The following is a 24,412-nucleotide window of genomic DNA, read 5'->3' on the forward strand; positions in this document are numbered from 1 at the left end:
ATCATGCTGATGCTATTCCTTACCGTTGCGCTGGTTCATCTGGTGGCGTTAATGAGCCCAGGGCCGGATTTCTTTTTTGTCTCGCAAACTGCAGCCAGCCGTTCGCGCCGTGAGGCAATGATGGGCGTGGTCGGGATTTCGCTGGGAATTGTTATCTGGGCCGGTGTGGCGCTGATGGGGTTGAACCTAATTTTGCAGAAAATGGCTTGGTTACATCAGATTATTATGGTCGGTGGTGGGCTATATCTGTGCTGGATGGGCTGGCAACTGCTGAAATCTGCCCGCGCCAAATGTCATGATAACGAGGGTGAGGTGCAAGTTGCATTGCCCGCCCGTGGCCGAACTTTTCTGCGTGGGTTCCTGACTAATTTGTCGAACCCGAAAGCCGTTATCTATTTCGGCAGCGTATTCTCACTGTTTGTTGGCGATGACGTCAGTGCTGGTGCGCGCTGGGGCTTGTTCGTGCTGATTGTTGGTGAAACCTTCGTCTGGTTCAGTATTGTTGCCTGCGTATTTGCCTTGCCGGTGATGCGCCGTGGCTATCAGCGTTTATCAAAATGGATTGATGGGTTGGCGGGGGTACTGTTTGCCGGTTTTGGTATCCATTTAATCTTATCGCGCTAATTAATGCCCCAACCGGGAGATGATGCCGGTTGGGTAACCATTTGTTTAAATCAGCATTACACTTTTCTGGCGGTTGCCAATAACGCGCCTACCAGCATAAATAAGCCACCAAATATCCGGTTCAGTAATTTCATCTGTTGTGGTGATTTAATCCAGCCAGCTATTCGTGTTGCGAGGGTGGCATAACCAATCATCACAATAATATCAACCACCACGCTGGTGGTGCCGAGAATCAGATATTGCGCCACTTGCGGTTGATGTGGCAGCACAAATTGTGGGAATAATGCCGCCAGAAAAACGATGCTTTTCGGGTTGGTGAGATTAACAAACACCGCGCGTTTAAACAGTTTTCGCCGTGGCATACTGTTGGCCAGCGCATGCAGATCCAGCGCACCGGCAGCGCGCCATTGCTGAATCCCAAGCCAGATTAAGTAAGCCGCGCCGAGCCATTTTAGTATTTCAAATGCCAGCAAGGATTGTGAAATCAGTGCACCAAGCCCCACGCCAACTAATACAATGTGCACTGCTAATCCTAATTGTAGCCCGCAAATTGAGGCGACAACCCCGCGCGTACCATGGCTAATAGCTGTGCTCATGGTGTTAATCGCGCCAGAACCAGGGGACAGGCTGAGGATAAGTGTGGTCAGCAGATAGGTTAACCACCAATCTAAGGTCATCGGCAAAACTCCCTGAACGCGTAAATTTATGCCACAATACTCTATTGCTAATAGTTGTGCTATGGCTCACAGAACGACTCGGTTTACCAACGTATCAGGTGTATCGAACATTGAGCAATCCCGTTCAAAGGATGTAATCAGTCATGATTTACAAGGCCATGCTATGCCGTTAGATAATCGCTGGTTAACGCGTGAAGAGCAGTTTGCTGCCTTCGTTAACGGGCCGCTGTTGGATTTCTGGCAACAGCGAGAGGAGGATGAGTTTATCGGTGTCGATGATATTCCGATTCGCTATGTCCGCTTTCGTGCACCACAACACACGCGAGTGGTGGTGGTAGTGCCTGGCCGCATTGAAAGTTACGTCAAATACCCTGAAGTGGCTTATGACCTGTTCCAGCAAGGCTATGATGTGATCGTGCTGGATCACCGTGGGCAGGGGCGATCCGGTCGCTTGCTTGAGGATGCTAACCGTGGTCATGTGATTAAGTTTGATGATTATATTGAGGATTTCGCGCAGTTAGTGCAACGCGAAATAACCAATAGTCATTATCAGCAGCGTTTTGCTCTGGCCCATTCCATGGGGGGCGCAATTTTAACGCGTTTTTTGGCCAAAGAACCGGATGTGTTTAATGCCGTAGCACTGTGTGCCCCCATGTTTGGTATCCACTTACCGATGCCGGCCTGGCTGGTTCACCGCATTGTCGACTGGGCCGAAGGGCATCAAAAACTGCGCAATTACTATGCTATCGGTACCGGCCAGTGGCGGCCACTGCCGTATCTGGTCAATGTGTTAACCCATAGCCGCGAGCGGTATCGCCGCTACCTACGCCAATATGCGGATACACCGGAAATCCGCCTTGGTGGGCCAACCTACCATTGGATCCGAGAGAGTCTGCTGGTGGGGGAGCAAATTATCGCGCAAGCAGAAAAAATCACCACGCCGGTTTTATTATTACAAGCCAGTGAGGATCGGGTAGTACATAACCCGGCTCATGATGCTTTTTCTCAGGCAATGGCTCTGGCGGGGCACCCTTGTGAAGGGGGGCAACCTAAGAGAGTTCAAGGCGCACGCCATGAGATCCTGTTTGAGCGGGACCAACTTCGTGCCGAGGCGCTGAGCGCCATATTGCGCTTTTTCGCGCAACATCAATCATCAGTCGGCCATTATGGCTCCGACGCCACCAGAGGTTAGAACATACCACTATGTATCATGTTGTTGCTTCCGATTTAGATGGCACGCTGCTATCACCCGATCACCTTTTAACGCCTTACACCAAAGAAACACTCAAGTTGCTGACGCAGCGTGACGTGCACTTTGTATTTGCTACTGGCCGCCATCATATCGATGTGGCACAAATCCGCGATAGTTTAGAAATCAGTGCCTTTATGATCACCTCCAACGGCGCACGGGTGCATAACACGGCGGGAGAACTGATTTTTAGTCATAACCTTGATGCTGATATTGCGCGTGATTTGTACAATATTGAGCACCACAACCCAGATATCCTGACCAACGTCTATCTGAACGATGAATGGTTTATGAACCGTGAAAGCCCGGCACAGAGAGAATTTTTCCGTGAGTCGGTATTTAATTATCAGATATTTGAACCTGCATTGTTGCCAACTGATGGTGTGTGTAAGGTTTACTTCACTTGTGAAGATCATGACAAGTTGTTGATTTTAGAAGAAGCCATCAATGCACGTTGGGGCGATCGAGTTAATGTCAGTTTTTCTTTCCCAACCTGTCTGGAAGTGATGGGGGGCGGTGTCTCTAAGGGCCATGCGCTTGATCAAGTTGCCAGAATTATCGGCTATTCACTGAAAGAATGTATCGCTTTCGGTGATGGTATGAATGATTTGGAAATGTTGTCGATGTCCGGCAAAGGCTGCATCATGCGTGATGCGCATCAACGGCTGAAAGACATGTTACCGAATCTGGAAGTGATAGGTTCGAACGCAGATGATGCGGTACCACACTATTTACGCAAGATGTTTTTAGGCACAGATAAGTAACGATTGCCTTTAGTCAATACAACGTACAGCACATGAAAAAGTGGCGCATTAAACATCGTTGCGCCACGGGTTTATTCCGTTATCTCAGACCATCAACTTACTGGTGTTGTCCCTGTTTTTGCAGGAATTGCACACCTTTATCCGGGAAGTCAGTAAACACCCCGTCAACCTGTGCTTGATTGTAGATAATATCAAATAGCTGATTGACGTTAGTGGCGTATTTCGGCAGTTTATCCGCGCGAATGGTGTACGGATGAACCATCATATTGCTGGCATGTGCATCTTTAACCATATTGGTCAGCTTGATGTTATCCGGTGTAGAGGTTTCAACCACCAGCATATGGTAGTCAGGGCCGATGCCATCGGCATACTGTGCCACTTGCTTCATTGCACCTGGTTTGAACATCCAGTCGTAACTGTAATTGACCCATTTGCCATCAGGTTTCTGTTCGTAGGTTTCATTCCAGTCGGTATAAGCCACCAGTTGGACCAGTTTCAGGTCCATACCCATCTTCGGTTCTAGCTCATTTTTGATACGTTTCAATTCATTGGCATCAAAACATTGTAGATAAACTTTATCGCCCTTGGTGGTGTAACCGTACTGTTTCAGTACTTCCAACACCTTGGTTGAGATGTCTTTACCTTCTTGTTTATGGAACCACGGCGCTTTGATTTCCGGGTAAATCCCTACGTTTTTACCGGTCGAATGATTCAGACCTTGAACAAATTCAATCTCTTCCTGGAAGGTATGCACACGGAAGTCAGATTTGCCCATCGGGAAACGGCCCGGATAGCTCTGCACTTTTTTACCGTCTTTATCAATATCAAAGCCTTCGGTAAATTTCAGTGATTTAATTTCTGGTAGCGTAAAGTCAATGGCGTAATAACGGCCATCTTTGCGTGCGCGATCGGGGAAGCGATCAGCAACATCGGTGACGCGATCCAGATAATGGTCGTGGAGAACCACCAACTCATTATCTTTGGTCATCACCAAATCTTGTTCAAGATAATCTGCGCCTTGCGCGTAAGCCATGGCTTTAGCGGGCAGTGAATGCTCAGGCAGATAACCACTGGCACCGCGGTGGGCGATAACAACTTTGTTTGCTGAAAGTGGGGTGGATGACGGTTCTGCTGCTTGAACCTGACCAACTACTGAGGATGCCAGAATAATACTCGCCAACAGGGTTTTGATGTGGGTTTGCATTGATAGTGCTCCATTTATCAATCTCAGGGTATGAAAAAGGCTATGTCGCTATAAATCCATCAATAACGACACAGCCTGAAAAGCGTAACTAGATGAACGTTATAAGCCCTGTTTTCTAGCCAGCTCTGCGTGATGCTTTTTCTCACTAAACATCACAACGATCAGTAACAGAACAGCCAAGATGCTGCCGCCGATCATAACCATAAAGCCGCCGTCCCAACCGAAGTAGTCCACGGTATAACCCACAATGGCACTTGCTGCTACCGAGCCGCCCAGATAACCGAACAAGCCGGTGAAGCCCGCGGCGGTCCCTGCTGCTTTTTTCGGTGCTAATTCAAGCGCATGTAAGCCAATTAGCATTACCGGGCCATAGATCAGGAAGCCGATGGTGATCATACAGGCCATATCAATACCAGGGTTACCGACTGGGTTCAGCCAGTAAATGATGGTAGCGATAGTCACCAGGGTCATAAAGAACACACCGGTGGCCCCACGGTTACCTCTAAACACTTTGTCGGACATCCAACCGCACAACAGCGTCCCTGGAATACCAGCGTATTCATACAGGAAATAAGCCCATGAGGATTTATCCAGAGCGAAGTGTTTCACTTCTTTCAGGTAGGTTGGTGACCAGTCGAGGATGCCGTAACGCAGTAAATAAACAAAAACGTTAGCAATCGCGATATACCACAACAGTTTGTTGGGCAATATGTATTGCATGAAGATTTGTTTAGCGGTCAGTTCTTCTTCTGCTTCTTCGCTGTAGTCATCTGGATAGTCGTTTTTGTACTCTTCAATCGGTGGCAAGCCTACGGATTGAGGAGTATCGCGCATCAGACCAAAGACAATCAATGCCACCAGAATGGCACCAAAAGCAGGCATGTAGAGTGCAGCTTTCCAGTCGTTAAACCACGCCATCCCCAGCAGGAACAGCAATGGTGGTAAGCCACCGCCGACGTTATGGGCACAGTTCCAGACTGACACGATACTGCCGCGTTCCTTCTTCGACCACCAGTGCACCATGGTACGGCCACATGGCGGCCAACCCATTCCCTGGAACCAGCCGCACAAGAACAGCAGCACGAACATCACGGCGATACTGGATGTTGCCCAAGGCACAAAGCCCATAAACAGCATCACGGCAGCGGCGAGAATCAAACCGGCAGAGAGGAATACCCGTGGGTTAGACCGGTCAGAAACCGAACCCATGATGAATTTTGAGAAACCGTAAGCAATAGAGATACCCGATAACGCAAATCCCAGATCTCCGCGAGAGAACCCTTGTTCGATCAGATAAGGCATGGCGAGAGTAAAGTTTTTACGCACCAGATAATAGGCGGCGTAACCGAAGAAGATGCCCATAAAGATTTGCCAGCGTAAGCGGCGGTAGGTGGGATCAATCTGTTCTGCTGGAAGCCGTGCCTGATGCGGCGCGGGCTTAAAAATACTCAACATGAGTGCCTCCGATGGCTTTTTTGTAGTTTTTGACTCCGGTGTAGCCTGGTATCTACCCGTTTGTTAAGGGCTGCCGGTAGTTAAACGACTAACTTGCTGTCGTTTATGTTCCATAACGAGCGCCATGCTAGATAAATTCGTATGACTTATCTGTGAGTGATGGCTCATTTGTTACAGTTATATGAACGTGGCGGCAATTCTGAGCGATTGGTTAACACTTTGAAACCGACAATGGCAAAACACCTGTGACTTTGATCACAATCATGGTTTTTAAACGCCATATCACTTTCGTTTTTCGTTCGTTTTTGTTCCTTATCAAACAATAACCTTAAAGAGTGTGGCTCAATAGACGCATAATTAGCCGCCAGACGGCTGTCTGATAATGTGGGGTCTTTCATGACGAACAGTTCTCCTTACACAGAAACGGATGTCATCATCATTGGTGGTGGTGCGACCGGAGCCGGGATCGCCCGTGACTGCGCCCGCCGTGGTTTAGCTTGCACGCTCTTGGAGAGGCATGACATTGCTACCGGCGCGACTGGCCGTAACCATGGCTTGTTACACAGCGGGGCGCGCTATGCGGTGACTGACGGTGAATCTGCCCGCGAATGTATTGAAGAAAACCGGATTCTGAAACGTATTGCGCGCCATTGTATTGAGCAAACAGATGGCCTGTTTATCACGCTACCGGAAGACTCGCTGGAATATCAGCAGCAATTTATCGCGCGCTGCCAGGATGCGGGTATCGAGGCCGAAGCCATTGATCCAAAACTGGCCTTGCGGCTAGAACCTGCCGCTAATCCAGCGTTGATTGCTGCCGTCCGCGTGCCAGATGGTACGGTTGATCCCTTCCGCTTAACCGCCGCGAATATGCTGGATGCCCGTGAGCACGGCGCAAATGTACTGACTTATCAAGAAGTTATTGGTTTGCTACGCCACGGTGATCGGGTGAGTGGCGTGCGCGTTTTCGACCATAAAAATCAGCGTCAGTATGAGATTCATGCGCAGATAGTGGTCAATGCTGCGGGGATCTGGGGGCAACACATTGCCGAGTATGCTGATCTACGTATCCGCATGTTCCCGGCAAAAGGCGCACTGTTGATCTTGGGCCATAGGATCAACAACATGGTGATCAACCGCTGCCGTAAACCGGCTGATGCTGACATTTTGGTTCCGGGCGACACCATCTCATTGATCGGGACGACCTCAACCCATATTGAATACGATCAAATCGATAATATGGTAGTAACGGCACAAGAGGTGGATACCTTAATCCGCGAAGGATCAAAACTTTCACCCCAGTTGGCGCAAACGCGCATCTTACGTGCTTACGCCGGTGTCAGGCCGCTGGTTGCCAGTGATGACGACCCGTCGGGGCGCAATGTCAGCCGTGGCATCGTGTTATTGGATCATGCTAAACGCGATGGTTTGGAAGGTTTTATCACCATTACTGGTGGCAAGCTGATGACCTACCGTCTGATGGCGGAGTGGGCAACAGATAAAGTGTGTGAAAAATTAGGTATTACCGCCGCCTGTACTACCGCCCAAGCGCCACTACCGGGTTCGCAGCAATCGGCGGAGCAAACCCTCAGCAAAGTTATTTCTCTGCCTGCCAGTATTCGCGGCTCCGCGGTTTATCGGCATGGGGACCGCGCGACACAACTATTGGCCGGAAACCGTCTGGATAACAGCCTGGTATGTGAATGTGAGGCGGTGACTGCCGGTGAAGTACGCTATGCGATTGAATCGCTATCGGTCAATAACCTACTGGATTTACGCCGCCGTACCCGTGTTGGCATGGGAACCTGCCAGGGTGAACTCTGTGCCTGCCGGGCCGCTGGTTTACTCAGCCGCTTTAAAGTGACCACGCCGCAGCAATCCCGTGAACAGCTAGTGCAATTTCTTAATGAGCGCTGGAAAGGTGTGCGCCCGATAGCGTGGGGTGATGCTTTACGAGAGAGCGAATTTACGCATTGGGTGTATCAAGGGCTGTGTGGTCTGGATGATACCCCGTCTGCGGCCAACGTTCAGGAGAAACGCGATGAAATTTGATGTCATTATCATCGGTGGCGGCTTGGCTGGTCTGGCGTGCGGTATCCGCCTGGCTGAGCAAGGTAAATATTGTGCGATTGTCAGCGCCGGGCAAAATGCGCTGCACTTTTCCTCAGGTTCTTTGGATCTGTTGGCAAAATTACCGGATGGGCGGGCTGTCAGCCAGCCATTATCCGCACTCGCGACGTTGGCTGAATTAGCGCCTGAACATCCCTATAGCAAGATGGGGCAAGTGGCACAAGTGGGTGAGTTAGCGCAAGAAGCTGAATCCCTTTTACAACGCTGCGGTCTGACATTAGTGGGCAGCGCGGCTAAAAATCACCTACGACTCACGCCATTGGGCAGTTGCCGGCCAACCTGGCTCAGCCCCGCCGATATCCCAGTTGCGCCATTGGAAGGCCCGCTGCCGTGGCAAAAAGTCGCGGTGATTGGTATTGAGGGGTTCCTCGATTTTCAACCACAGATGGTTGCCAGCGCCTTACAAGAGCAAGGGGTTGATGCCACACCAGATTATCTGCATTTACCGGCACTTGATCGTCTGCGGGATAACCCTAGCGAATTTCGTGCGGTCAATATTGCTCGTGTACTGGATTTACCAGAAAACCTGCAACCGCTGGCGGATGAGTTATCTCGTCTGTCATCAGCAGCAGAAATGATTTTGCTGCCAGCCTGTATCGGGCTGGATGTCTCTGCGCCACTAGAAGCATTACGAGCCGCAGTCGGAAAACCCATTCAACTGCTGCCAACGCTGCCACCGTCGTTACTCGGCATGCGATTACATCAGGCTCTGCGCCATCGCTTCCAGCAACTCGGGGGCATTGTCATGCCCGGTGATGCGGTATTGCGGGCTGAGCTGGTGGGGAACCGGATTACTGGGCTGTATAGCCGTAATCATGGCGATATTCCGCTGCGTGCAGCCCAGATGGTACTGGCTAGCGGCAGCTTCTTCAGCAATGGGTTAGTGGCCACTTTTGAGCACGTTTATGAACCCATACTGGATCTGGATATTTTGTCGCTACCGAACCGCGCCGACTGGAGCCGCAGCAATATGTTTGCGCCCCAGCCTTATCTGCAATTCGGTGTTAATACCGATAATCAGTTACGGGCACTACGTGGGGGTATTGCACTGGATAATCTACATGTTATCGGTGCGGTACTGGGGGGATACGATCCGTTGCAACAAGGCTGTGGCGCAGGGGTTTCACTGACCAGCGCACTGTTCGTTGCAGAGCAGATTGTCAGCGCAATGGAGGTGACATTATGACGTGGTTACCGCAGAACGGAGACAGTAACACTTTTTCTCAGAATCAACATTTGCCGCAGGATAAACACTTGGCACGGGATAACAGTTTTGAAAGTTGTATTAAGTGCACGGTGTGCACCACTTATTGCCCGGTCGCCAAGGTTAACCCGCTTTATCCGGGGCCGAAGCAGGCTGGTCCCGATGGTGAGCGCTTACGTTTGAAAGACCCGGCACTGTATGACGATGCATTGAAATATTGCACGAACTGCAAACGTTGCGAAGTGGCATGCCCGTCCGATGTTAAAATCGGCGACATCATCCAACGTGCTAAAGCCAGTTACAGCAGCAATAAACCCAAACTGCGCGATGCGATCCTCAGCCATACCGATATCATGGGCACTCTCTCAACACCGTTTGCTCCGGTAGTGAATGCGGTCACTGGTTTGAAACCGGTGCGTGCCTTGTTGGACAAAGCGCTGAAAATTGATCATCGGCGCGAATTACCGAAATACTCATTTGGTACGTTTCGCCGCTGGTATCGTAAGCAGGCTGAAAAGCAGCAGCAATATAGCGAACAGGTGGCATTTTTCCATGGCTGCTTCGTAAATTATAATCATCCCCAGTTAGGTAAAGATTTAGTCAGTGTATTCAATGCGATGAACATTGGCGTTCAATTACTTAAACGGGAAAAATGCTGTGGCGTCCCCCTGATTGCTAATGGATTTATTGAGCAGGCGAAAAAACAGGCGCGGGTAAATCTGGAATCACTGACGGATGCGGTTATTGGGCGGGATATCCCGGTAGTGGCCACTTCATCAAGTTGTACCTTTACCTTGCGCGATGAATATCCACATTTGTTAGATGTTGATACTGCACCCGTGCGCGACAAAGTGGAGTTGGCGACACGCTATCTCTACCGCTTATTGGATCAGGGGCGCGACTTACCGTTGAAACCGCTGTTCTCGGCAAATAATACGCCGTTGCGTATTGCCTATCACACACCTTGCCATATGGAGAAAATGGGCTGGACGGCCTATACCCTGGCTTTGCTACAGCGTATCCCCGGTATTGAACTGGTGGTGCTCGACTCTCAGTGTTGCGGGATTGCCGGAACTTACGGCTTTAAATCAGAAAACTACGCAACATCGCAAGGGATTGGCGCCTCACTGTTCCAGCAAATCGAGGAGAGTGGGGTTGATTTGGTGATTACCGATTGTGAAACCTGCAAGTGGCAGATTGAAATGTCGACCAGCAAAAAATGCGAACATCCCATCACTTTATTGGCTCAGGCTTTAGCGTAATTTGGGAATAGGGTAATACAGGCAGAGCGCTGATGATCCGCGCTCTGTTGAGGAATACTATTTTAGCTTGAGCGTGCTAATAATCGATTCGGCTTCAGTTTGAGCTTGCTGTTGATTGTCGGCTGGCAGCGTAATTTGTATTGTCATCAAATGGTTATCGACTTTCCCCATCAATACGGATGAATAGGCTTTCTGGCCGCCACTGGTAATAATGCTATCCAACTGCTGGAACGGTTGTCCGTCAATTTTGACCGCTTTGTTGGTGACGACTTGCAGATTAGCATCGCGAGAGCGCTGCTGGTCGGCTAAACGGGTAGTCAGCACTTCCAGCGCTTCATTGGAGCTATCACCTAAAATCACGATAACTGCTTTATCGCCGGTTTTATTGGCATAAACGTGCATGTTATTCGCTTGATTGCCCATCTTCCCGCTTTGATCAGACAGATCCGCAGGCAAGCTGAAAGCCACTTTGCCTTCCAGCAGGCTGACCGGCTGACCCACGTTGCTATTGCTGTTGCCATCACAAGCACTTAATCCTGCAACCAGCAGACCGACAGCAAGAAATTTGGTTATTTTATGCATGGGAATCCCTTATTGATGATTAATATCCCCTTGTTACTTGAACTTACAGGGGGTTAGTTACCCTGCAAAGCCAACTAATCGGGGTATAGCCTTATCGCACCTTATTCAGACGCTAAAAGCAATCTATTGTTCCATGGGGCTTACTTTAGCAAGTGTTTGCTGCCCGGTTTTCTGGCTAAAGTATTTCAGCAATACATTGAGCATAACACCATAAGCTGGCAGGAAGAAAAACATGCAAATCAGTAGTTTAAAGCTGTAATCCACCAAGGCAATTTCCACCCAGTTTGCCGCCATAAAAGGGTCGCTACTGCGGTAGAAAGCAATAAAGAAGAACGCCATGGTGTCACTGATATTACCAAAGAACATGGCAGCCGTAGGGGCAACCCACCAGGCACTGCGCTGACGCAGGCGGTTAAAGACTTGAACATCCAGGATCTGGCCGAGTACATAGGCCATAAAGCTGGCAACCGCGATACGGGCCACCACCAGATTAAAGCTGGTTAATGCGGGTAACCCCTGCCAACTTCCCTGATAAAACAGGGCTGAAATTAGATATGAAATCAGTAGCGCTGGCACCATAACGGACAAGATGATCCGGCGCGCCAAAGGAGCACCAAAAATCCGCACCGTCAGGTCAGTGGCAAGGAAGATAAACGGAAAAGTAAAAGCGCCCCAGGTGGTATGAAAACCGAAGATAGCGATCGGTAGTTGCACCAGATAGTTGCTGGAGGTAATGATGACAATATGGAATAGCGACAGCCATACCAAAGCGGTCATCCGCTGTTGGGCAGTAAACGAAAACATACAATGTGACCTTTTTGGTTATTGGGGTGAGGGAACCCAAACAGAATGTGCCGCAATTTCTGCGACGCGGCGGCATAATACGCGTTTGCGCAACGAATGCAATGGCTAATTTTAACGCAAACGTTAGCGTCGCTTGCGCCTGAAAATCGACGGGGTAAACTATCCGCCTTCCCACGCGGGCTTATATTTTATCTTTATACTGCTAGCAAACTGTATAACGACCAACAAGAGACAAGAGACTCACCATGACCGATATTTTTGCCAATCCAGACAAAACACTTGATGCACTGGGCCTGCGCTGCCCTGAGCCGGTGATGATGGTGAGAAAAACGGTCCGGCACATGGAAGACGGTCAAACTCTACTGATAATTGCTGATGACCCTGCCACCACCCGCGATATTCCGGGTTTCTGCCGTTTTATGGACCATCAGTTATTGGCACAAGATACCGGGCAAACGCCATATCGGTATTTGGTCAAAAAAGGGGCAAAAGCGGAGTAACCCCCGCCTCTGCCACGATCCTCAGAACGGATGCTTGATTCAAATATCCCGTTTGCGCAGTAGCCGCAACGCATTGGCTGTGACTAAGGCGGTAGCGCCGGAATCTGCTAATACTGCCAGCCAGAGGCCAGTTAACCCCAGTAGTGTGGTAATCAGGAATATTCCCTTTAGGCCCAATGCGATAGTAATGTTCTGGCGGATATTGGCATTGGCCGCCCGTGATAACAGAATAATTTCTGCTAATCCGGTCAACCGGTTGTGGGTCAACGCGGCATCGGCTGTTTCCAGCGCGACATCGGTGCCACTGCCCATGGCAATACCAATACTGGCCGCTTTCATCGCCGGAGCATCATTGATGCCATCACCAACCATCACCGTAGGTTGTGTCGCATTCAATGCCATAACCGCCTGCACTTTATCGGCGGGCAGTAATCCGGCACGGTAATCAATTCCCAATTCACCAGCAATTGCCGCTGCGGCTCGTGGGTTATCCCCGGTGAGCATCACACCCTGAATACCTAACTTCTTCAGCGCATCAATGGCTTGTCTGGCATCAGTTCGTAACGTGTCACGTAATGCCAATAAACCAATTAGCTTGTCATCTTCCAGTACGGCGACGGCCGTTTTACCGCTGCTCTCTAACCGGTCGAGCTGGGTTTGCCACTCAGCAGTCAATAACTGTGGAGGCAGCTTACCGGGGGCACTGACACGCACCGTCAGACCATTAACCACACCTTCAACACCCACCCCTGCCAGGGCTCGGCGCTCACTCGCCAGTGGCAATATGGGGGTGTTTTGCTGTGCGCGTTGGATAATAGCGATCGCTAACGGATGGTGGGATCCAGCTTCAACAGCGGCGGCCAACGCTAACAGGCGGGTTTCACTCATATCGGCTATAGGCAGAATATCGGTAACTTTAGGTTTGCCTTCTGTCAGAGTACCGGTTTTATCGAAAGCAACCGTTTGAATTCGGCCCAACTGCTCCAGTGCTGCCCCCCCTTTGATCAGTGCACCACGACGTGTTGCAGCCGCTAATGCTGAGGTAATTGCCGCAGGTGTGGAGATAACCAACGCACATGGACAACCGATCAGTAATAACGTTAGGCCACGGTAAAGCCAGGTTTCCCAAGGCTCGGCGAAGGCCAACGGCGGAACTAACATGACCAGCGCGGAAAGCAGCATGATTGCAGGTGTATAAATACGACTGAAGCGGTCAATGAAACGCTCAATAGGTGCACGGCGTTCTTCTGCTAATTCAATCAGTTGCAGAATGCGGTCAATAGCATTATTGCCCGGTTCTGAGATAACTCGCATTTCGGTGGCGCGATCGACCGATAAGCTCCCAGCCGCGACTTTTTCGCCTTGCTGGCGCTCAACAGGGATCGATTCTCCGGTGAGGGCGCTTTCATCGAAACTGGCAAAAGGGGTCATTAATTCGGCATCTGCGGGTAAGCGACCACCGGGCGAGATTTCAATAATATCGCCGGGGCGCAAACTGGCGACAGGAACCTGCCGACGCTCACCGTCTTTTAACAACAAAGCCTCTTCTGGTACCAGTGCCATAAGGGCTGTTACCCCACGGCGTGCACGATTTGCGGCGTAGGATTCGAGCAGTTCGCCTATCATAAACAGCAGCAATACCATGGCCGCTTCCGCGGTTGCGCCAATAAACATCGCCCCGATAGCTGCCACGCTCATCAAGGTTTCAATAGCGAAGGGCGTACCGGAGCGGATAAGCTTCCAGGCTTTGGCGGTGATCGGGATCAGCCCGACAATGGTGGTCGCGGCAAAGGCAAATTCACTCAGCTCAAGGCTGAATAACGAGATGCCCCAACTGATAAGCATCAGTGTGGTTAATAATGCGATAGGTAAGTATTCGCGCAGGCGTGATTCTGGCGCGGCGGCTTTACTTCCTGCGTTTGATTGAGTATCGACTAGCGTGAATCCAGCCTGCGTGACCGCATTCACGACTTGAGGGCGAATATCTGTGCGAGCATCAACCACTAACTTTTCTGTGGCGAAGAGGACTTTTACATTTTCAATCCCAACCAGACTACTGACGGCATTTTCAATTTTTCGAGCACAGCTTGGGCAATCCATCCCTTTGACCTGCCAACTGAAGCGCTGGCTACCTGAAGGCATCGCTGCCGCGAGTCTGTCGCTTTCGTCATCGCCCTCATCGCTATGGCTCTGACTACAGCAACCTCCATCGTTATGTGAGTGTTCACTCACTGAATCCGCGCTGTCATTGCTGGCACAGGTTGTTTTCTGGCTGCTGCAACCGGTTTGCTGTTTGGCATGAGTATGGCCACAGCCACAGTTGTTGTGTGTATCCGTTGGATGCTGATGTTCAGAATGTGAATGCATGGTGCCTCCTGGAAAGGATGTAATAGGTATTGCAGCACTCTACACCTTAGAGTCAACTCCAGAGTCAAGAGGTAAATGAGAGTCATTGCTAAATGGGATTTTTGCTATATGGCAGGGTATGACTAAAGTGAGCGTATCCCACGCTTGTGATGCGTGCTCCTTCCCTGGAGCACGGACTGACTAACGTATTGTTGTACTGACTTAATTACAAATACAGTGATCGGACAATCAGGAAATGCCCAACAAAGTAGCAGCCAGCAACAATTGCATCTGAAGCTCGGAAAGAAAAACGATAGCGATTCAGCAGCCAAATGCTATGCGAAACCAGCAATAACAGGGTCCCCGCCAGCAGAGAGAAGCTTAAATCGGTGCTGCGGGCAAAGTATTGTTCACCTGCCATCCAGACCATTAATAACGTCATGCCGATGAAAGCAACTACCGGCCAGCGCATATCTTCCAGCCGTGTCCAGATAGTGGCTATCAGTAATGCGCCAATCACGATCAAAACCAACGGCAGTGGCCAGAACAACGTGAATGTCATCTGACTGGCAAAACTGATGGTATACAGTAAATGGGAGAGGAAGAATGCGCCCAAAGCATAAAGTAAGCGCTCACTGGGTAGCAGCAATAGTGCATCAGCAACCAGCGTTGCAAGTAAGCCCAAAACAATCAGATAACCGGCAGGGCCAAGAATCGGCGCTTGCCAGGCAAGTAGTAACAACAGTAACAGAGTAACAGGTTTGAATACCCAACGCTGCCAGCGCGGGCCCCGGTAAGTTGCATCAACGAACAACCAACCAGAAAAGAATACGGCAAGGAATGGCCAGCTCATTATTTATCCTTTTTTCTATGCAGGTTTCAGTGAAAGTACCTGTGTTGTAATGATAATCCGCAACGCCAATGACTCCGAGTATACATCTATTAAGTGTAAGGGATGGAAGGCAAGAACGATAGCGACGCTATCGTTATTTGCATGATTTGTGCCACTTAATGCGTAACGGTCCGCATAATCTGATTTAGCAGGGCAATCAGCCTGCTGAGATCTTGGTCTTGTCTGGCCCACATGCTATGTTAAGGCCGATTTCCTTTCGCTAAATCAAGGGATAGAGGCTGTAGCGCCATGACCAATGAACAATTGCTTTATCGTATTCAGTTTATAAATAACGGTAAGAATTATCAGCTCTACGTCCGTGAGGTCGGCCCAAGTAACTTGTTTGGGTTTATTGAAATTGCTGATTTTGTCTTTGATAGTCAATCAACATTGCTGGTGGACCCTTCAACTGAAAAACTGAAAACAGAATTTTCAGGTGTTAACCGTAGCTATATTCCTCTTCATTCGGTGATTCGTATCGATGCCGTGACGGAAAAGGGCAGCGCTCGGATCTCTGAGTTGGGCAGTAATGTGATGAGTTTCCCCTATCTGCCGGGCAATAAGTCCTGATGGATAACGTATGAATAAACCTCCGTTATTATTTATTGCTGTGGTGGTGTTAATCGCCGTATTAGCTGTCCGCCAGTATTGGCAAAAAAAACGGCAAGATGCCGAGAACGATCAGGCACCGGTGCGCAGTTTACAAGTTGAAGTCATTAATAAACGAGAAGTATTAGCGCCGAATCGTCGTTCACGTCAGCGCGAAGAAATTGTTGCAGAAGAAAAACGCTATGAAGTTACTTTTCAGCCACTGCTCAGTGGTCTTGAGATGAAAAACAATCGTGAAATCAAAATGATACTGCCACAGCAGGAGTATAATCGTATTACACAAGGCGCACAGGGAACGTTACGTTTACAAGGCACCCACTATATTGCTTTTACCTCGCCCCCCATTGCCAACTAAATCTGTCGCCGGATAAGCCAGCCCCCACCAGTAACCTGCCGCTATAGCAATGATATTATAGCCGAGAGGCCTGATGTCGTAGGCGGGCGGCAGATAAGCTTACTTTTTAGGCAGTGATGGTTGTTTCTTTTGCCAGGCAAGTAATTCAAAGACACCAAACACAAAGATTTTAAGTTGCTGTAAACCACTGATCGGTTGATCTTTGGGTTGTGTGGACTTGAGTAGTACCAGTTGTAAACCATGCATCAAAACCATAAATATCATGGCGACATTAATAAAGTATCTCAATGGTTTAGGGAAGGGCTGGAACAGGTTCAGCAGTAAGAAAAACCATACCCCTAACATCAATAACCGACCGAGATTAATCCACATGGTGTTGCTCCAGTTCTTCCGCTGATACAGCGTGTTGGTGAGTCTGTTCATGACGAATATAGAGACGATAGGCCACTTGACCGGCAATTTTCTCGCGATGTAACTGCCAACTGGCGGGAACATCCGCAGCGGCACTTTCAGCCTCTGCCTCAACGTAAATCCAGGCCTGATCTGCCAGCCAGTTATATTGCTCCAGCAGTGTGATAGTTTCAGCTAACAAGCCTTTACGGAAAGGGGGATCAAGGAATACCAGATCAAAAGGCTGCCCCGGTTGAGCCAGCCACTGCAAAGAATTGGTATTTACTACTTGGCCATTCTCGGCACTCAATAATGCCAGATTGCTGCCAAGTTGCTTGGCGACATGGCGATCAGCTTCTAACAATATGGCTTCAGCGGCATAACGGGATAGCGCTTCCAGCCCTAATGCGCCGCTGCCCGCAAAGCAATCCAGACACCGGGCACCCTGAATCATCGGTGCCAGCCAGTTAAAGAGTGTCTCTCTGACCCGGTCAGTGGTTGGGCGCAGCCCTGGGCTATCAGGCACAGGCAGTTTACGGCCTCGCCATTTACCACCAATGATGCGGATTTGCCCCGCTGACTGATGTGCCGCTGGTTTTGCGCTAGATCGTTGTGTCGTCGATCTTGTCGCAGTTGTAGAGCGTGTTGCTGTTGTCGATCGTGTCGTTGCCGATCGTATAGTCGTAGGTCGCTTTGCCATAGATTACTTTGCTTGAAAATTGGCCAATATTGCAGCACGAAATAAAAGAGTTAATTGCTATTCTACCTACGACTGCTGTGTGGGGGAAACGTTAAACCTTTGTTGACTGAATTCACAATAGAAACCAGCATCGTGCGCGTGTTGCTGTTCAGGGGAAAGTGATAGACTTGCAAACTATTATCTTATTTATGCAAACCCGAAGTCATAAGGGTAAAGCCATGATTAAACCGCGAGGAGTGTAGTCGCAAATGGCAAAAGAAAAAAAACGTGGGTTTTTTTCCTGGCTGGGCCTTGGCCGTCAGAATGAAGAACAACCAACAGAGCCATTGGCTACTGAAAAAGAAAGTGTTGCTGAGCATGCTGAAGAGCAAGCCATCAGTGAGAAACAGATTGAGATAGCATCTGAGCATCTGCCTGTTGAGGTAGAAGAGCATGTCACTGTTGCACCGGGTGAATGGGATAGTGCGGTTGTCAGTGAAGCCGCGTCTGAAATTCTCCCTGAGCTGGATGCAGAACCCACGGCGCGGGTTGCTGACGAACCGATAGATTTATCTTCAGATCCTCAGTATTTACAACATCATTTCTCACAACATGAGAATGAAGACGATAATGTTGCTCAATGGGATGAAGGCACCGTCAGTGCGCCAGAACTGCCGTTGACAGACGATAACCTTGTTCTCGATATCCCTGCACCACCAGCTATGGTGGAAGAGCGCAGGGGCGAGGTTAGCGACGAAACAGTAGCAATTGAAGAAGAAATCGAAGACGAATTTGAGTCACAAGAAGAGCTTGAAGCGGTAAACGAAATCGCGCCGGTAGCGGTTCAGGAACAAGAACGCCCGACCAAAGAAGGTTTCTTTGCACGTTTAAAACGCAGCTTACTTAAAACCAAGCAGAATCTTGGTTCAGGTTTTCTGGGGCTGTTCAGTGGTAAGAAAATCGACGACGATCTGTTTGAAGAGCTGGAAGAACAGCTCCTGATCGCCGACGTTGGTGTCGAAACTACCCGTAAAATCATTACTTCCCTGACTGAACATGCCAGCCGTAAGCAGCTAAAAGATGCCGAAGCGTTGTATGGCAAGCTTAAAGAGGAAATGTCTGAAATTCTGTCTAAAGTAGACAAGCCATTGGATGTCAGCGGTAAAAATCCCTTTGTTATCTTAATGGTTGGCGTCAATGGTGTGGGTAAAACTACCACCATCGGAAAACTGGCACGTCAATTCCAGGCTGAAGGTAAATCTGTCATGCTGGCTGCGGGTGATACTTTCCGTGCGGCTGCGGTAGAACAACTGCAAGTTTGGGGGGATCGTAACAAGATTGCTGTAGTGGCACAGCATACCGGTGCAGACTCTGCTTCGGTGATTTTCGATGCTATTCAGGCAGCTAAAGCCCGAGGCATTGATGTGCTGCTAGCGGACACTGCCGGGCGCTTGCAAAATAAAGCTCACCTGATGGAAGAGTTGAAGAAGATTGTCCGAGTGATGAAAAAGCTGGACGGCGACGCCCCTCATGAGGTTATGCTGACGTTAGATGCCAGTACCGGACAAAATGCGGTGAGTCAGGCGAAACTGTTTAATGAAGCCGTCGGTCTGACCGGAATTACTCTGACTAAACTGGATGGCACCGCCAAGGGCGGGGTGATTTTTGCCATCGCAGATCAGTTCGGAATCCCAATCCGTTATATCGGTGTTGGGGAAGGTATAGAAGATTTGCGGCCATTTAAGGCTGACGATTTTATTGAGGCTCTTTTTGCCCGAGAGGACTAATACGGATGATTCGCTTTGAACAGGTCAGTAAAGCTTATCTGGGCGGACGACAGGCGCTCCAAGGGGTCGATTTTCATCTGCGCCCAGCGGAAATGGCGTTTCTGACCGGCCATTCCGGTGCAGGGAAAAGTACCCTGCTGAAACTGATTTGTGGTATCGAGCGCCCCAGTGCCGGTCATATCTGGTTTGGCGGTCACGATATCAGTCGGTTGAAAAACCGTGAAGTGCCTTTCCTGCGCCGCCAGATCGGGATGATCTTCCAGGATCACCACCTGCTGTTGGACAGAACGGTATATGACAATGTTGCTATGCCATTGATTATCGCTGGTGCCAGCACTGAAGATATTCGCCGCAGGGTGTCCGCAGCACTGGATAAAGTGGGGTTGCTGGATAAGGCGAAAAATCTCCCAATTCAGCTTTCCGGCGGTGAACAACAGCGTGTGGGCATTGCACGGGCGGTAGTGAATAAACCGGCAGTATTACTGGCTGATGAACCGACGGGTAACCTGGATGATGCGTTATCCGAAGGTATTTTGCGTTTGTTTGAAGAATTTAACCGTGTGGGCGTTACCGTGTTGATGGCAACCCACGATACGTCGTTGATTGCCCGGCGGCATTACCCGATTCTGACGTTGAGTCAGGGGCGGATGTCAGGAGCGCATCATGGCAAGTAACGCACAGAAAGCAAAAACCAAGGCGCTAAAAGGCGGTTGGCGTGAACAGTGGCGCTATTCATGGGTTAATGCCATTGCCGATATGATGCGCCAGCCATTGGCGACGCTGCTAACGGTGATGGTGATTGCCATTTCGTTAACGCTACCAAGCGTATGCTATATCGTATGGAAGAACGTCAGTCAGGCAGCAGACCAATGGTACCCAACCCCACAACTGACGGTCTATTTAGATAAAGCACTGGATGATAACGCGGCTGAGAACGTGGTGACTGCGCTGAAAGCGGAAGCGGGTGTGGAGAAGGTTAATTATCTGTCGCGGGAAGAAGCGATGGGTGAGTTCCGCAACTGGTCCGGTTTTGGTGGGGCACTGGATATGCTGGAAGAAAATCCGCTGCCTGCTGTTGCCATCATCACACCGAAGTTAGATTTCCAAAGCTCAGGAACGCTGGATACTCTGCGTGATCGGGTCAGTAAAGTTGAAGGGGTGGCTGAAGTCCGTATGGATGATAGCTGGTTTGCCCGTTTGGCAGCGTTGACCGGTCTGGTCGGGCAGGTCGCGGCTATGATTGGCATTTTGATGGTGGTTGCCGTGTTCTTGGTAATTGGTAACAGTGTGCGTCTAAGTATCTTTAGTCGCCGCGATACCATCAATGTTATGAAGCTGATTGGTGCGACTGATGGGTTCATTCTCCGGCCCTTCCTGAACGGTGGGGCAATGCTTGGATTTGGTGGTGCAGTGTTATCGCTTGCCCTATCTGAAGGGCTGGTATGGAAGCTTGGCTCGGTGGTTACGCAGGTAGCGGCGGTGTTCGGTACCCAATTTACCTTACATGGTTTGAGCTGGGATGAGTGCCTGTTGTTGGTATTGATCTCCGCCATGATCGGCTGGATTGCAGCGTGGCTGGCAACGGTTCAACATTTACGTCGATTTACACCGCAGTAAAGAATGTTTGTTATACTCTTTCCCTGTGGTGTTGAGCTAAAGCAGGGAAAGAGGTATTTGCCGCAGTGTGTTCCATCTACTCTCCCTGATACGCTTGACCGGTTATCTGCGAAGATCCATAGTCAAAAAGTGTGATCCAGTATGAACTTTTACGGCAATAACCAGTCGAATAACACAGTGAAATGATAATGCGCCCAGCGCTTGAATCTGTTTAAGCAGATGCTAAAATATCTGCGCTGAGACAAAACTGCACTAAACATGCAATGAGAGGGTTTTGAATGACCAAAGAAATGCAAACTTTAGCCTTAGTACCCCAAGGTAGTCTGGAAGCCTATATTCGGGCCGCCAACGCCTATCCAATGCTGACCGCAGAGGAAGAACGGGAGCTGGCTGAACGGCTGCATTACCAGGGCGATCTGGGGGCGGCTAAACAGCTTATCCTGTCTCACCTGCGCTTTGTCGCTCATGTTGCCCGCAACTATTCTGGGTATGGTTTGCCACAGGCTGACCTTATTCAGGAAGGTAATATTGGCTTGATGAAAGCGGTTCGCCGTTTTAACCCTGAGGTCGGGGTGCGTCTGGTGTCCTTCGCGGTACACTGGATCAAAGCAGAAATTCACGAATATGTTCTGCGTAACTGGCGAATTGTCAAAGTCGCAACCACCAAAGCTCAACGTAAATTGTTCTTCAACCTGCGTAAAACCAAGCAGCGTCTGGGCTGGTTTAATCAGGATGAAGTCGAGCTGGTTGCCAAAGAACTGGGTGTAACCAGTAAAGATGTTCGCGAGATGGAATCACGCATGTCCGCACAGGATATGACATTCGATCCATCTCCCGATGACGAAGCACGTGATGGCCAATCCATGGCACCGGTCCTGTATTTACAGGATAAAACCTCTGATTTTGCTGATGGCATCGAAGAGGATAACTGGGATAACCATGCGGCAGATAAACTGTCTTATGCGTTGGAAGGATTGGACGAGCGGAGCCAGCATATTATTCGCGCCCGTTGGTTGGACGATGACAACAAGTCAACGTTGCAGGAGTTGGCCGATCAGTATGGTGTGTCTGCTGAACGTGTGCGTCAGCTTGAAAAGAACGCGATGAAAAAATTACGCATGGCGATTGAAGCCTAATACATAGACCCAAAACCATTAGCATTACAGTTAAACACTACTGCGATGTTAGCTATAAACGGGATATGGCGTAACATGAAGGGCGATATTATTTATTAATGTCGCCCTTTTGCTTGTTCGGTACCCACCATCAACAAAATTTATTTAGCAAAAGCCGCTTTATCTAGCAAAACCAAATGAGCTGAGATCGCTATTTTATTGATACTGGCTATTTGTGCCAGCCTTGTGTGCCACGGCTAAAACCGCAGGCGTGCATAAAACTATCCATCGCCTCATATTGTTCCGCTATAACCTGCTCATCCTTAAGTTGCCAGTGCTGTACTGTCGGTAATTGACGCTGCGTTTCTTCGATCAAATATAATCCCACGCCACGGCGACGAGTCACCTCTCTGACATACAAATCCTGAAACTCAGCTTGTTGGCCATTTACAGTGATTTTGACTGCGCCTAATAAACGTTCATTAAAACGCGCACCAAACAGCGGCTTACTATCGTTAATCCACTGCTGCCAGAGTGTTGGCTGCTGTTCAGGCCAGATTTTCGCTAAATCGATAAGATCCTGATGAGTAAGGGTTGTTAATCGTTCAATAGTCAGTTTCATCGTCGAGAGACCATAAAAAAGTAAGGTAATGGGGCTGTGGTTTATTGTACTAGATCACAGAGCAGAGCGTTGTGTAAGTTTTTCTGTACGTTCACGGCGGAAAATGTTTTTTCACTACTGCATTTTCCGAGTTTTACCGGAGTAAAAGATCACATAACCAGCACAACCCACTATCATTTGAGTAAAACCCATTCAATTTAATCCTAATTTTATGCTGTTTACACCGCTTGTTTCTGCTTGTCTGAGTTGATTTACAGCATAAAACTCCTGTTTAATGACATGAAAAATAAAGTCTTATTAGAAAAATCCATTACTTTTGAGACTAAATCATTATTACTTATGAATAAAACGTTAAATTCGATAAAACGTTAAGGCCGACACAACAAGCACGTTCACAATGACAGATGGGGAATTCGCGGATGAAATTAACAAAAGGTAAAGTGTTGCTGGCTGGGTGTATAGCAATGGCGATGAGCCACTCTGTACTGGCTAAAGACATTAAAGTCGCCATCGTTGGCGCGATGTCAGGCCCGGTTGCCCAATACGGTGACATGGAATTTACCGGCGCACGTCAGGCTATTGCTGATATCAATGCTAAAGGTGGAATCAAAGGCGATAAACTGGTTGGCGTGGAATACGATGACGCTTGCGACCCGAAACAAGCTGTCGCCGTCGCCAACAAAGTCATTAACGACGGTATTCGTTATGTTATTGGCCATCTGTGCTCTTCTTCAACTCAGCCTGCTTCAGATATTTATGAAGATGAAGGCGTGATTATGATCACGCCTGCTGCAACCAATGCCGATCTAACCACGCGTGGTTACAAAATGATCATGCGCACCACCGGTTTGGATTCTGATCAAGGTCCAACTGCGGCTAAATATATCCTTGAAACTATCAAGCCTAAACGTATTGCCGTGGTACACGATAAGCAGCAGTACGGTGAAGGTTTGGCGCGTTCTGTACGTGACAGCTTGAAAAAGCAAGGTACCGAAGCTGTGCTGTTTGAAGGTGTGACTGCGGGTGATAAAGATTTCTCCACGCTGGTTGCTCGGTTGAAGAAAGAGAATGTCGATTTCGTCTACTTTGGTGGTTACTACCCAGAGATGGGTCAGATCCTACGTCAGGCGAAGCAAGCAGGCCTGACAGCTCGTTTTATGGGGCCAGAGGGCGTTGGTAACTCCTCACTATCTAATATCGCTGGTGACGCTTCTGAAGGCATGCTGGTGACATTACCGAAACGTTATGATCAAGTGCCAACTAACCAACCTATTGTTGACGCGCTGAAAGCCAAGAAACTTGACCCAACCGGTCCGTTTGTTTGGACAACCTATGCTGCGTTGCAATCGCTAACCACCGCGATGGAACGTAGCGGTAGCCAAGAGCCGGCTGATTTAGTCAAAGATCTGAAAACCGGTAAACCGGTTGAAACAGTGATGGGGCCATTGAGTTGGGATGAGAAAGGCGATTTGAAAGGGTTTGAATTCGGTATTTTTGAATGGCACGCAGATGGCTCTTCAACTGCGGTCAAATAACAATAATATT

General features: G+C 49.2%; 25 protein-coding genes. 14 read left to right on the forward strand and 11 right to left on the reverse strand.

What is annotated here, in order from left to right; genetic code table 11:
• The first annotated feature begins 3 nt into the window (after positions 1–3).
• Entirely contained in the window at positions 4–624 is a 621-nt protein-coding gene (rhtC, locus tag EL015_RS01085; protein WP_005188006.1) for a threonine export protein RhtC, read from the forward strand.
• 56 nt (positions 625–680) lie between these two features.
• Here rhtC and rhtB read toward each other — a convergent pair whose 3' ends face one another.
• Complete coding sequence (gene rhtB / locus EL015_RS01090; RefSeq protein ID WP_005188003.1) at positions 681–1,301, reverse strand: homoserine/homoserine lactone efflux protein; 621 nt, start codon at positions 1,299–1,301, stop codon at positions 681–683.
• A gap of 163 nt (positions 1,302–1,464) precedes the next feature.
• On the opposite strand from rhtB, the gene pldB reads away from it, so the two are divergent.
• Together pldB and yigL are read left to right on the forward strand one after the other, a co-directional pair.
• A complete protein-coding gene (pldB, locus tag EL015_RS01095) occupies positions 1,465–2,493 on the forward strand; it encodes a lysophospholipase L2 (RefSeq protein ID WP_005188000.1) in 1,029 nt (342 codons plus the stop codon).
• Between the two features lie 11 nt (positions 2,494–2,504).
• Entirely contained in the window at positions 2,505–3,314 is an 810-nt protein-coding gene (gene yigL / locus EL015_RS01100; RefSeq protein ID WP_005187997.1) for a sugar/pyridoxal phosphate phosphatase YigL, read from the forward strand.
• A gap of 97 nt (positions 3,315–3,411) precedes the next feature.
• Here yigL and glpQ read toward each other — a convergent pair whose 3' ends face one another.
• From glpQ to EL015_RS01115, 3 genes are all read right to left on the reverse strand, one after another.
• Positions 3,412–4,518 (reverse strand): glycerophosphodiester phosphodiesterase, encoded by a 1,107-nt coding sequence (gene glpQ, locus EL015_RS01105; RefSeq protein WP_005187995.1) that lies wholly within the window; start codon positions 4,516–4,518, stop codon positions 3,412–3,414.
• A gap of 99 nt (positions 4,519–4,617) precedes the next feature.
• Entirely contained in the window at positions 4,618–5,973 is a 1,356-nt protein-coding gene (gene glpT / locus EL015_RS01110) for a glycerol-3-phosphate transporter (RefSeq protein WP_005187993.1), read from the reverse strand.
• 164 nt (positions 5,974–6,137) lie between these two features.
• The gene (locus EL015_RS01115) at positions 6,138–6,371 is read right to left on the reverse strand and encodes a hypothetical protein (protein ID WP_005187991.1); all 234 of its coding nucleotides are present in this window, start codon (positions 6,369–6,371) and stop codon (positions 6,138–6,140) included.
• On the opposite strand from EL015_RS01115, the gene glpA reads away from it, so the two are divergent.
• From glpA to glpC, 3 genes are read left to right on the forward strand one after another with little or no spacing between them, the layout of a single operon-like run.
• Positions 6,370–8,025 (forward strand): anaerobic glycerol-3-phosphate dehydrogenase subunit A, encoded by a 1,656-nt coding sequence (glpA, locus tag EL015_RS01120; protein WP_005187992.1) that lies wholly within the window; start codon positions 6,370–6,372, stop codon positions 8,023–8,025. The genes EL015_RS01115 and glpA overlap by 2 nt on opposite strands.
• A complete protein-coding gene (gene glpB / locus EL015_RS01125; protein ID WP_032906893.1) occupies positions 8,015–9,289 on the forward strand; it encodes a glycerol-3-phosphate dehydrogenase subunit GlpB in 1,275 nt (424 codons plus the stop codon). Before glpA ends, glpB begins: the two co-directional genes overlap by 11 nt.
• Complete coding sequence (gene glpC / locus EL015_RS01130; RefSeq protein WP_032906891.1) at positions 9,286–10,569, forward strand: anaerobic glycerol-3-phosphate dehydrogenase subunit GlpC; 1,284 nt, start codon at positions 9,286–9,288, stop codon at positions 10,567–10,569. The genes glpB and glpC overlap by 4 nt, the downstream gene beginning before the upstream one ends.
• A gap of 57 nt (positions 10,570–10,626) precedes the next feature.
• Here glpC and EL015_RS01135 read toward each other — a convergent pair whose 3' ends face one another.
• Together EL015_RS01135 and EL015_RS01140 are read right to left on the reverse strand one after the other, a co-directional pair.
• Complete coding sequence (locus EL015_RS01135; RefSeq protein WP_005187988.1) at positions 10,627–11,151, reverse strand: DcrB family lipoprotein; 525 nt, start codon at positions 11,149–11,151, stop codon at positions 10,627–10,629.
• A gap of 123 nt (positions 11,152–11,274) precedes the next feature.
• Positions 11,275–11,955, reverse strand: coding sequence for a 7-cyano-7-deazaguanine/7-aminomethyl-7-deazaguanine transporter (locus EL015_RS01140; protein WP_005187987.1), 681 nt, complete (start codon positions 11,953–11,955; stop codon positions 11,275–11,277).
• 245 nt (positions 11,956–12,200) lie between these two features.
• On the opposite strand from EL015_RS01140, the gene tusA reads away from it, so the two are divergent.
• Positions 12,201–12,455 carry a sulfurtransferase TusA gene (gene tusA / locus EL015_RS01145; protein WP_005176396.1) on the forward strand — a complete coding sequence of 85 codons (255 nt, stop codon included), beginning with the start codon at positions 12,201–12,203 and terminating at the stop codon, positions 12,453–12,455.
• Positions 12,456–12,494: 39 nt separating this feature from the next.
• Here tusA and EL015_RS01150 read toward each other — a convergent pair whose 3' ends face one another.
• Both EL015_RS01150 and EL015_RS01155 read right to left on the reverse strand, forming a co-directional pair.
• Positions 12,495–14,822: a zinc/cadmium/mercury/lead-transporting ATPase gene (locus EL015_RS01150; RefSeq protein ID WP_005187984.1), complete on the reverse strand. Its 2,328-nt coding sequence runs from the start codon at positions 14,820–14,822 to the stop codon at positions 12,495–12,497.
• A 205-nt stretch (positions 14,823–15,027) separates the two neighbouring features.
• On the reverse strand, positions 15,028–15,654 hold the full coding sequence (locus EL015_RS01155) for a lysoplasmalogenase (RefSeq protein ID WP_005187979.1): 627 nt from the start codon (positions 15,652–15,654) through the stop codon (positions 15,028–15,030).
• Between the two features lie 288 nt (positions 15,655–15,942).
• Between EL015_RS01155 and EL015_RS01160 the strand changes: the two genes are divergently transcribed.
• Together EL015_RS01160 and EL015_RS01165 are read left to right on the forward strand one after the other, a co-directional pair.
• A complete protein-coding gene (locus tag EL015_RS01160; RefSeq protein ID WP_005187976.1) occupies positions 15,943–16,263 on the forward strand; it encodes a DUF1820 family protein in 321 nt (106 codons plus the stop codon).
• 10 nt (positions 16,264–16,273) lie between these two features.
• A complete protein-coding gene (locus tag EL015_RS01165) occupies positions 16,274–16,657 on the forward strand; it encodes a DUF2500 domain-containing protein (RefSeq protein ID WP_005187974.1) in 384 nt (127 codons plus the stop codon).
• Positions 16,658–16,756: 99 nt separating this feature from the next.
• Here the strand turns inward: EL015_RS01165 and EL015_RS01170 are convergent, their stop codons facing one another.
• Together EL015_RS01170 and rsmD are read right to left on the reverse strand one after the other, a co-directional pair.
• Complete coding sequence (locus EL015_RS01170) at positions 16,757–17,029, reverse strand: DUF1145 family protein (protein ID WP_032906890.1); 273 nt, start codon at positions 17,027–17,029, stop codon at positions 16,757–16,759.
• Complete coding sequence (rsmD, locus tag EL015_RS01175) at positions 17,019–17,747, reverse strand: 16S rRNA (guanine(966)-N(2))-methyltransferase (protein ID WP_032906889.1); 729 nt, start codon at positions 17,745–17,747, stop codon at positions 17,019–17,021. Before rsmD ends, EL015_RS01170 begins: the two co-directional genes overlap by 11 nt.
• Before the next feature lie 248 nt (positions 17,748–17,995).
• Here rsmD and ftsY point away from each other — a divergent pair, with 248 nt between their 5' ends.
• From ftsY to rpoH, 4 genes are all read left to right on the forward strand, one after another.
• Entirely contained in the window at positions 17,996–19,513 is a 1,518-nt protein-coding gene (ftsY, locus tag EL015_RS01180; RefSeq protein WP_005187967.1) for a signal recognition particle-docking protein FtsY, read from the forward strand.
• A gap of 5 nt (positions 19,514–19,518) precedes the next feature.
• Positions 19,519–20,187: a cell division ATP-binding protein FtsE gene (gene ftsE / locus EL015_RS01185; RefSeq protein WP_005187957.1), complete on the forward strand. Its 669-nt coding sequence runs from the start codon at positions 19,519–19,521 to the stop codon at positions 20,185–20,187.
• The gene (gene ftsX, locus EL015_RS01190; RefSeq protein WP_032906888.1) at positions 20,177–21,130 is read left to right on the forward strand and encodes a permease-like cell division protein FtsX; all 954 of its coding nucleotides are present in this window, start codon (positions 20,177–20,179) and stop codon (positions 21,128–21,130) included. The genes ftsE and ftsX overlap by 11 nt, the downstream gene beginning before the upstream one ends.
• A gap of 278 nt (positions 21,131–21,408) precedes the next feature.
• Positions 21,409–22,266 carry an RNA polymerase sigma factor RpoH gene (rpoH, locus tag EL015_RS01195; protein ID WP_004391342.1) on the forward strand — a complete coding sequence of 286 codons (858 nt, stop codon included), beginning with the start codon at positions 21,409–21,411 and terminating at the stop codon, positions 22,264–22,266.
• A 208-nt stretch (positions 22,267–22,474) separates the two neighbouring features.
• On the opposite strand, the gene panM is transcribed toward rpoH, so the two are convergent.
• Positions 22,475–22,867 (reverse strand): aspartate 1-decarboxylase autocleavage activator PanM, encoded by a 393-nt coding sequence (panM, locus tag EL015_RS01200; protein ID WP_005187951.1) that lies wholly within the window; start codon positions 22,865–22,867, stop codon positions 22,475–22,477.
• Between the two features lie 419 nt (positions 22,868–23,286).
• On the opposite strand from panM, the gene EL015_RS01205 reads away from it, so the two are divergent.
• Positions 23,287–24,402 carry a branched-chain amino acid ABC transporter substrate-binding protein gene (locus tag EL015_RS01205; protein ID WP_005187945.1) on the forward strand — a complete coding sequence of 372 codons (1,116 nt, stop codon included), beginning with the start codon at positions 23,287–23,289 and terminating at the stop codon, positions 24,400–24,402.
• Positions 24,403–24,412 lie beyond the last annotated feature (10 nt).

Source organism: Yersinia intermedia (genome assembly GCF_900635455.1).
In the GTDB taxonomy this organism is placed as follows: domain Bacteria; phylum Pseudomonadota; class Gammaproteobacteria; order Enterobacterales; family Enterobacteriaceae; genus Yersinia; species Yersinia intermedia.

Bases quoted from the DNA above. Each gene is read 5' to 3' on its own strand.
- glpT (WP_005187993.1), bottom strand. From the start codon at position 5,973: ATGTTGAGTATTTTTAAGCCCGCGCCGCATCAGGCACGGCTTCCAGCA.
- EL015_RS01150 (WP_005187984.1), bottom strand. From the start codon at position 14,822: ATGCATTCACATTCTGAACATCAGCATCCAACGGATACACACAACAAC.
- tusA (WP_005176396.1), top strand. From the start codon at position 12,201: ATGACCGATATTTTTGCCAATCCAGACAAAACACTTGATGCACTGGGC.
- rhtC (WP_005188006.1), top strand. From the start codon at position 4: ATGCTGATGCTATTCCTTACCGTTGCGCTGGTTCATCTGGTGGCGTTA.
- EL015_RS01170 (WP_032906890.1), bottom strand. From the start codon at position 17,029: ATGTGGATTAATCTCGGTCGGTTATTGATGTTAGGGGTATGGTTTTTC.
- EL015_RS01115 (WP_005187991.1), bottom strand. From the start codon at position 6,371: ATGAAAGACCCCACATTATCAGACAGCCGTCTGGCGGCTAATTATGCG.
- EL015_RS01140 (WP_005187987.1), bottom strand. From the start codon at position 11,955: ATGTTTTCGTTTACTGCCCAACAGCGGATGACCGCTTTGGTATGGCTG.
- EL015_RS01165 (WP_005187974.1), top strand. From the start codon at position 16,274: ATGAATAAACCTCCGTTATTATTTATTGCTGTGGTGGTGTTAATCGCC.
- glpC (WP_032906891.1), top strand. From the start codon at position 9,286: ATGACGTGGTTACCGCAGAACGGAGACAGTAACACTTTTTCTCAGAAT.
- EL015_RS01135 (WP_005187988.1), bottom strand. From the start codon at position 11,151: ATGCATAAAATAACCAAATTTCTTGCTGTCGGTCTGCTGGTTGCAGGA.
- EL015_RS01155 (WP_005187979.1), bottom strand. From the start codon at position 15,654: ATGAGCTGGCCATTCCTTGCCGTATTCTTTTCTGGTTGGTTGTTCGTT.
- yigL (WP_005187997.1), top strand. From the start codon at position 2,505: ATGTATCATGTTGTTGCTTCCGATTTAGATGGCACGCTGCTATCACCC.
- pldB (WP_005188000.1), top strand. From the start codon at position 1,465: ATGCCGTTAGATAATCGCTGGTTAACGCGTGAAGAGCAGTTTGCTGCC.
- glpA (WP_005187992.1), top strand. From the start codon at position 6,370: ATGACGAACAGTTCTCCTTACACAGAAACGGATGTCATCATCATTGGT.
- EL015_RS01205 (WP_005187945.1), top strand. From the start codon at position 23,287: ATGAAATTAACAAAAGGTAAAGTGTTGCTGGCTGGGTGTATAGCAATG.
- ftsX (WP_032906888.1), top strand. From the start codon at position 20,177: ATGGCAAGTAACGCACAGAAAGCAAAAACCAAGGCGCTAAAAGGCGGT.
- panM (WP_005187951.1), bottom strand. From the start codon at position 22,867: ATGAAACTGACTATTGAACGATTAACAACCCTTACTCATCAGGATCTT.
- ftsE (WP_005187957.1), top strand. From the start codon at position 19,519: ATGATTCGCTTTGAACAGGTCAGTAAAGCTTATCTGGGCGGACGACAG.
- ftsY (WP_005187967.1), top strand. From the start codon at position 17,996: ATGGCAAAAGAAAAAAAACGTGGGTTTTTTTCCTGGCTGGGCCTTGGC.
- EL015_RS01160 (WP_005187976.1), top strand. From the start codon at position 15,943: ATGACCAATGAACAATTGCTTTATCGTATTCAGTTTATAAATAACGGT.
- rpoH (WP_004391342.1), top strand. From the start codon at position 21,409: ATGACCAAAGAAATGCAAACTTTAGCCTTAGTACCCCAAGGTAGTCTG.
- rhtB (WP_005188003.1), bottom strand. From the start codon at position 1,301: ATGACCTTAGATTGGTGGTTAACCTATCTGCTGACCACACTTATCCTC.
- glpQ (WP_005187995.1), bottom strand. From the start codon at position 4,518: ATGCAAACCCACATCAAAACCCTGTTGGCGAGTATTATTCTGGCATCC.
- rsmD (WP_032906889.1), bottom strand. From the start codon at position 17,747: ATGGCAAAGCGACCTACGACTATACGATCGGCAACGACACGATCGACA.
- glpB (WP_032906893.1), top strand. From the start codon at position 8,015: ATGAAATTTGATGTCATTATCATCGGTGGCGGCTTGGCTGGTCTGGCG.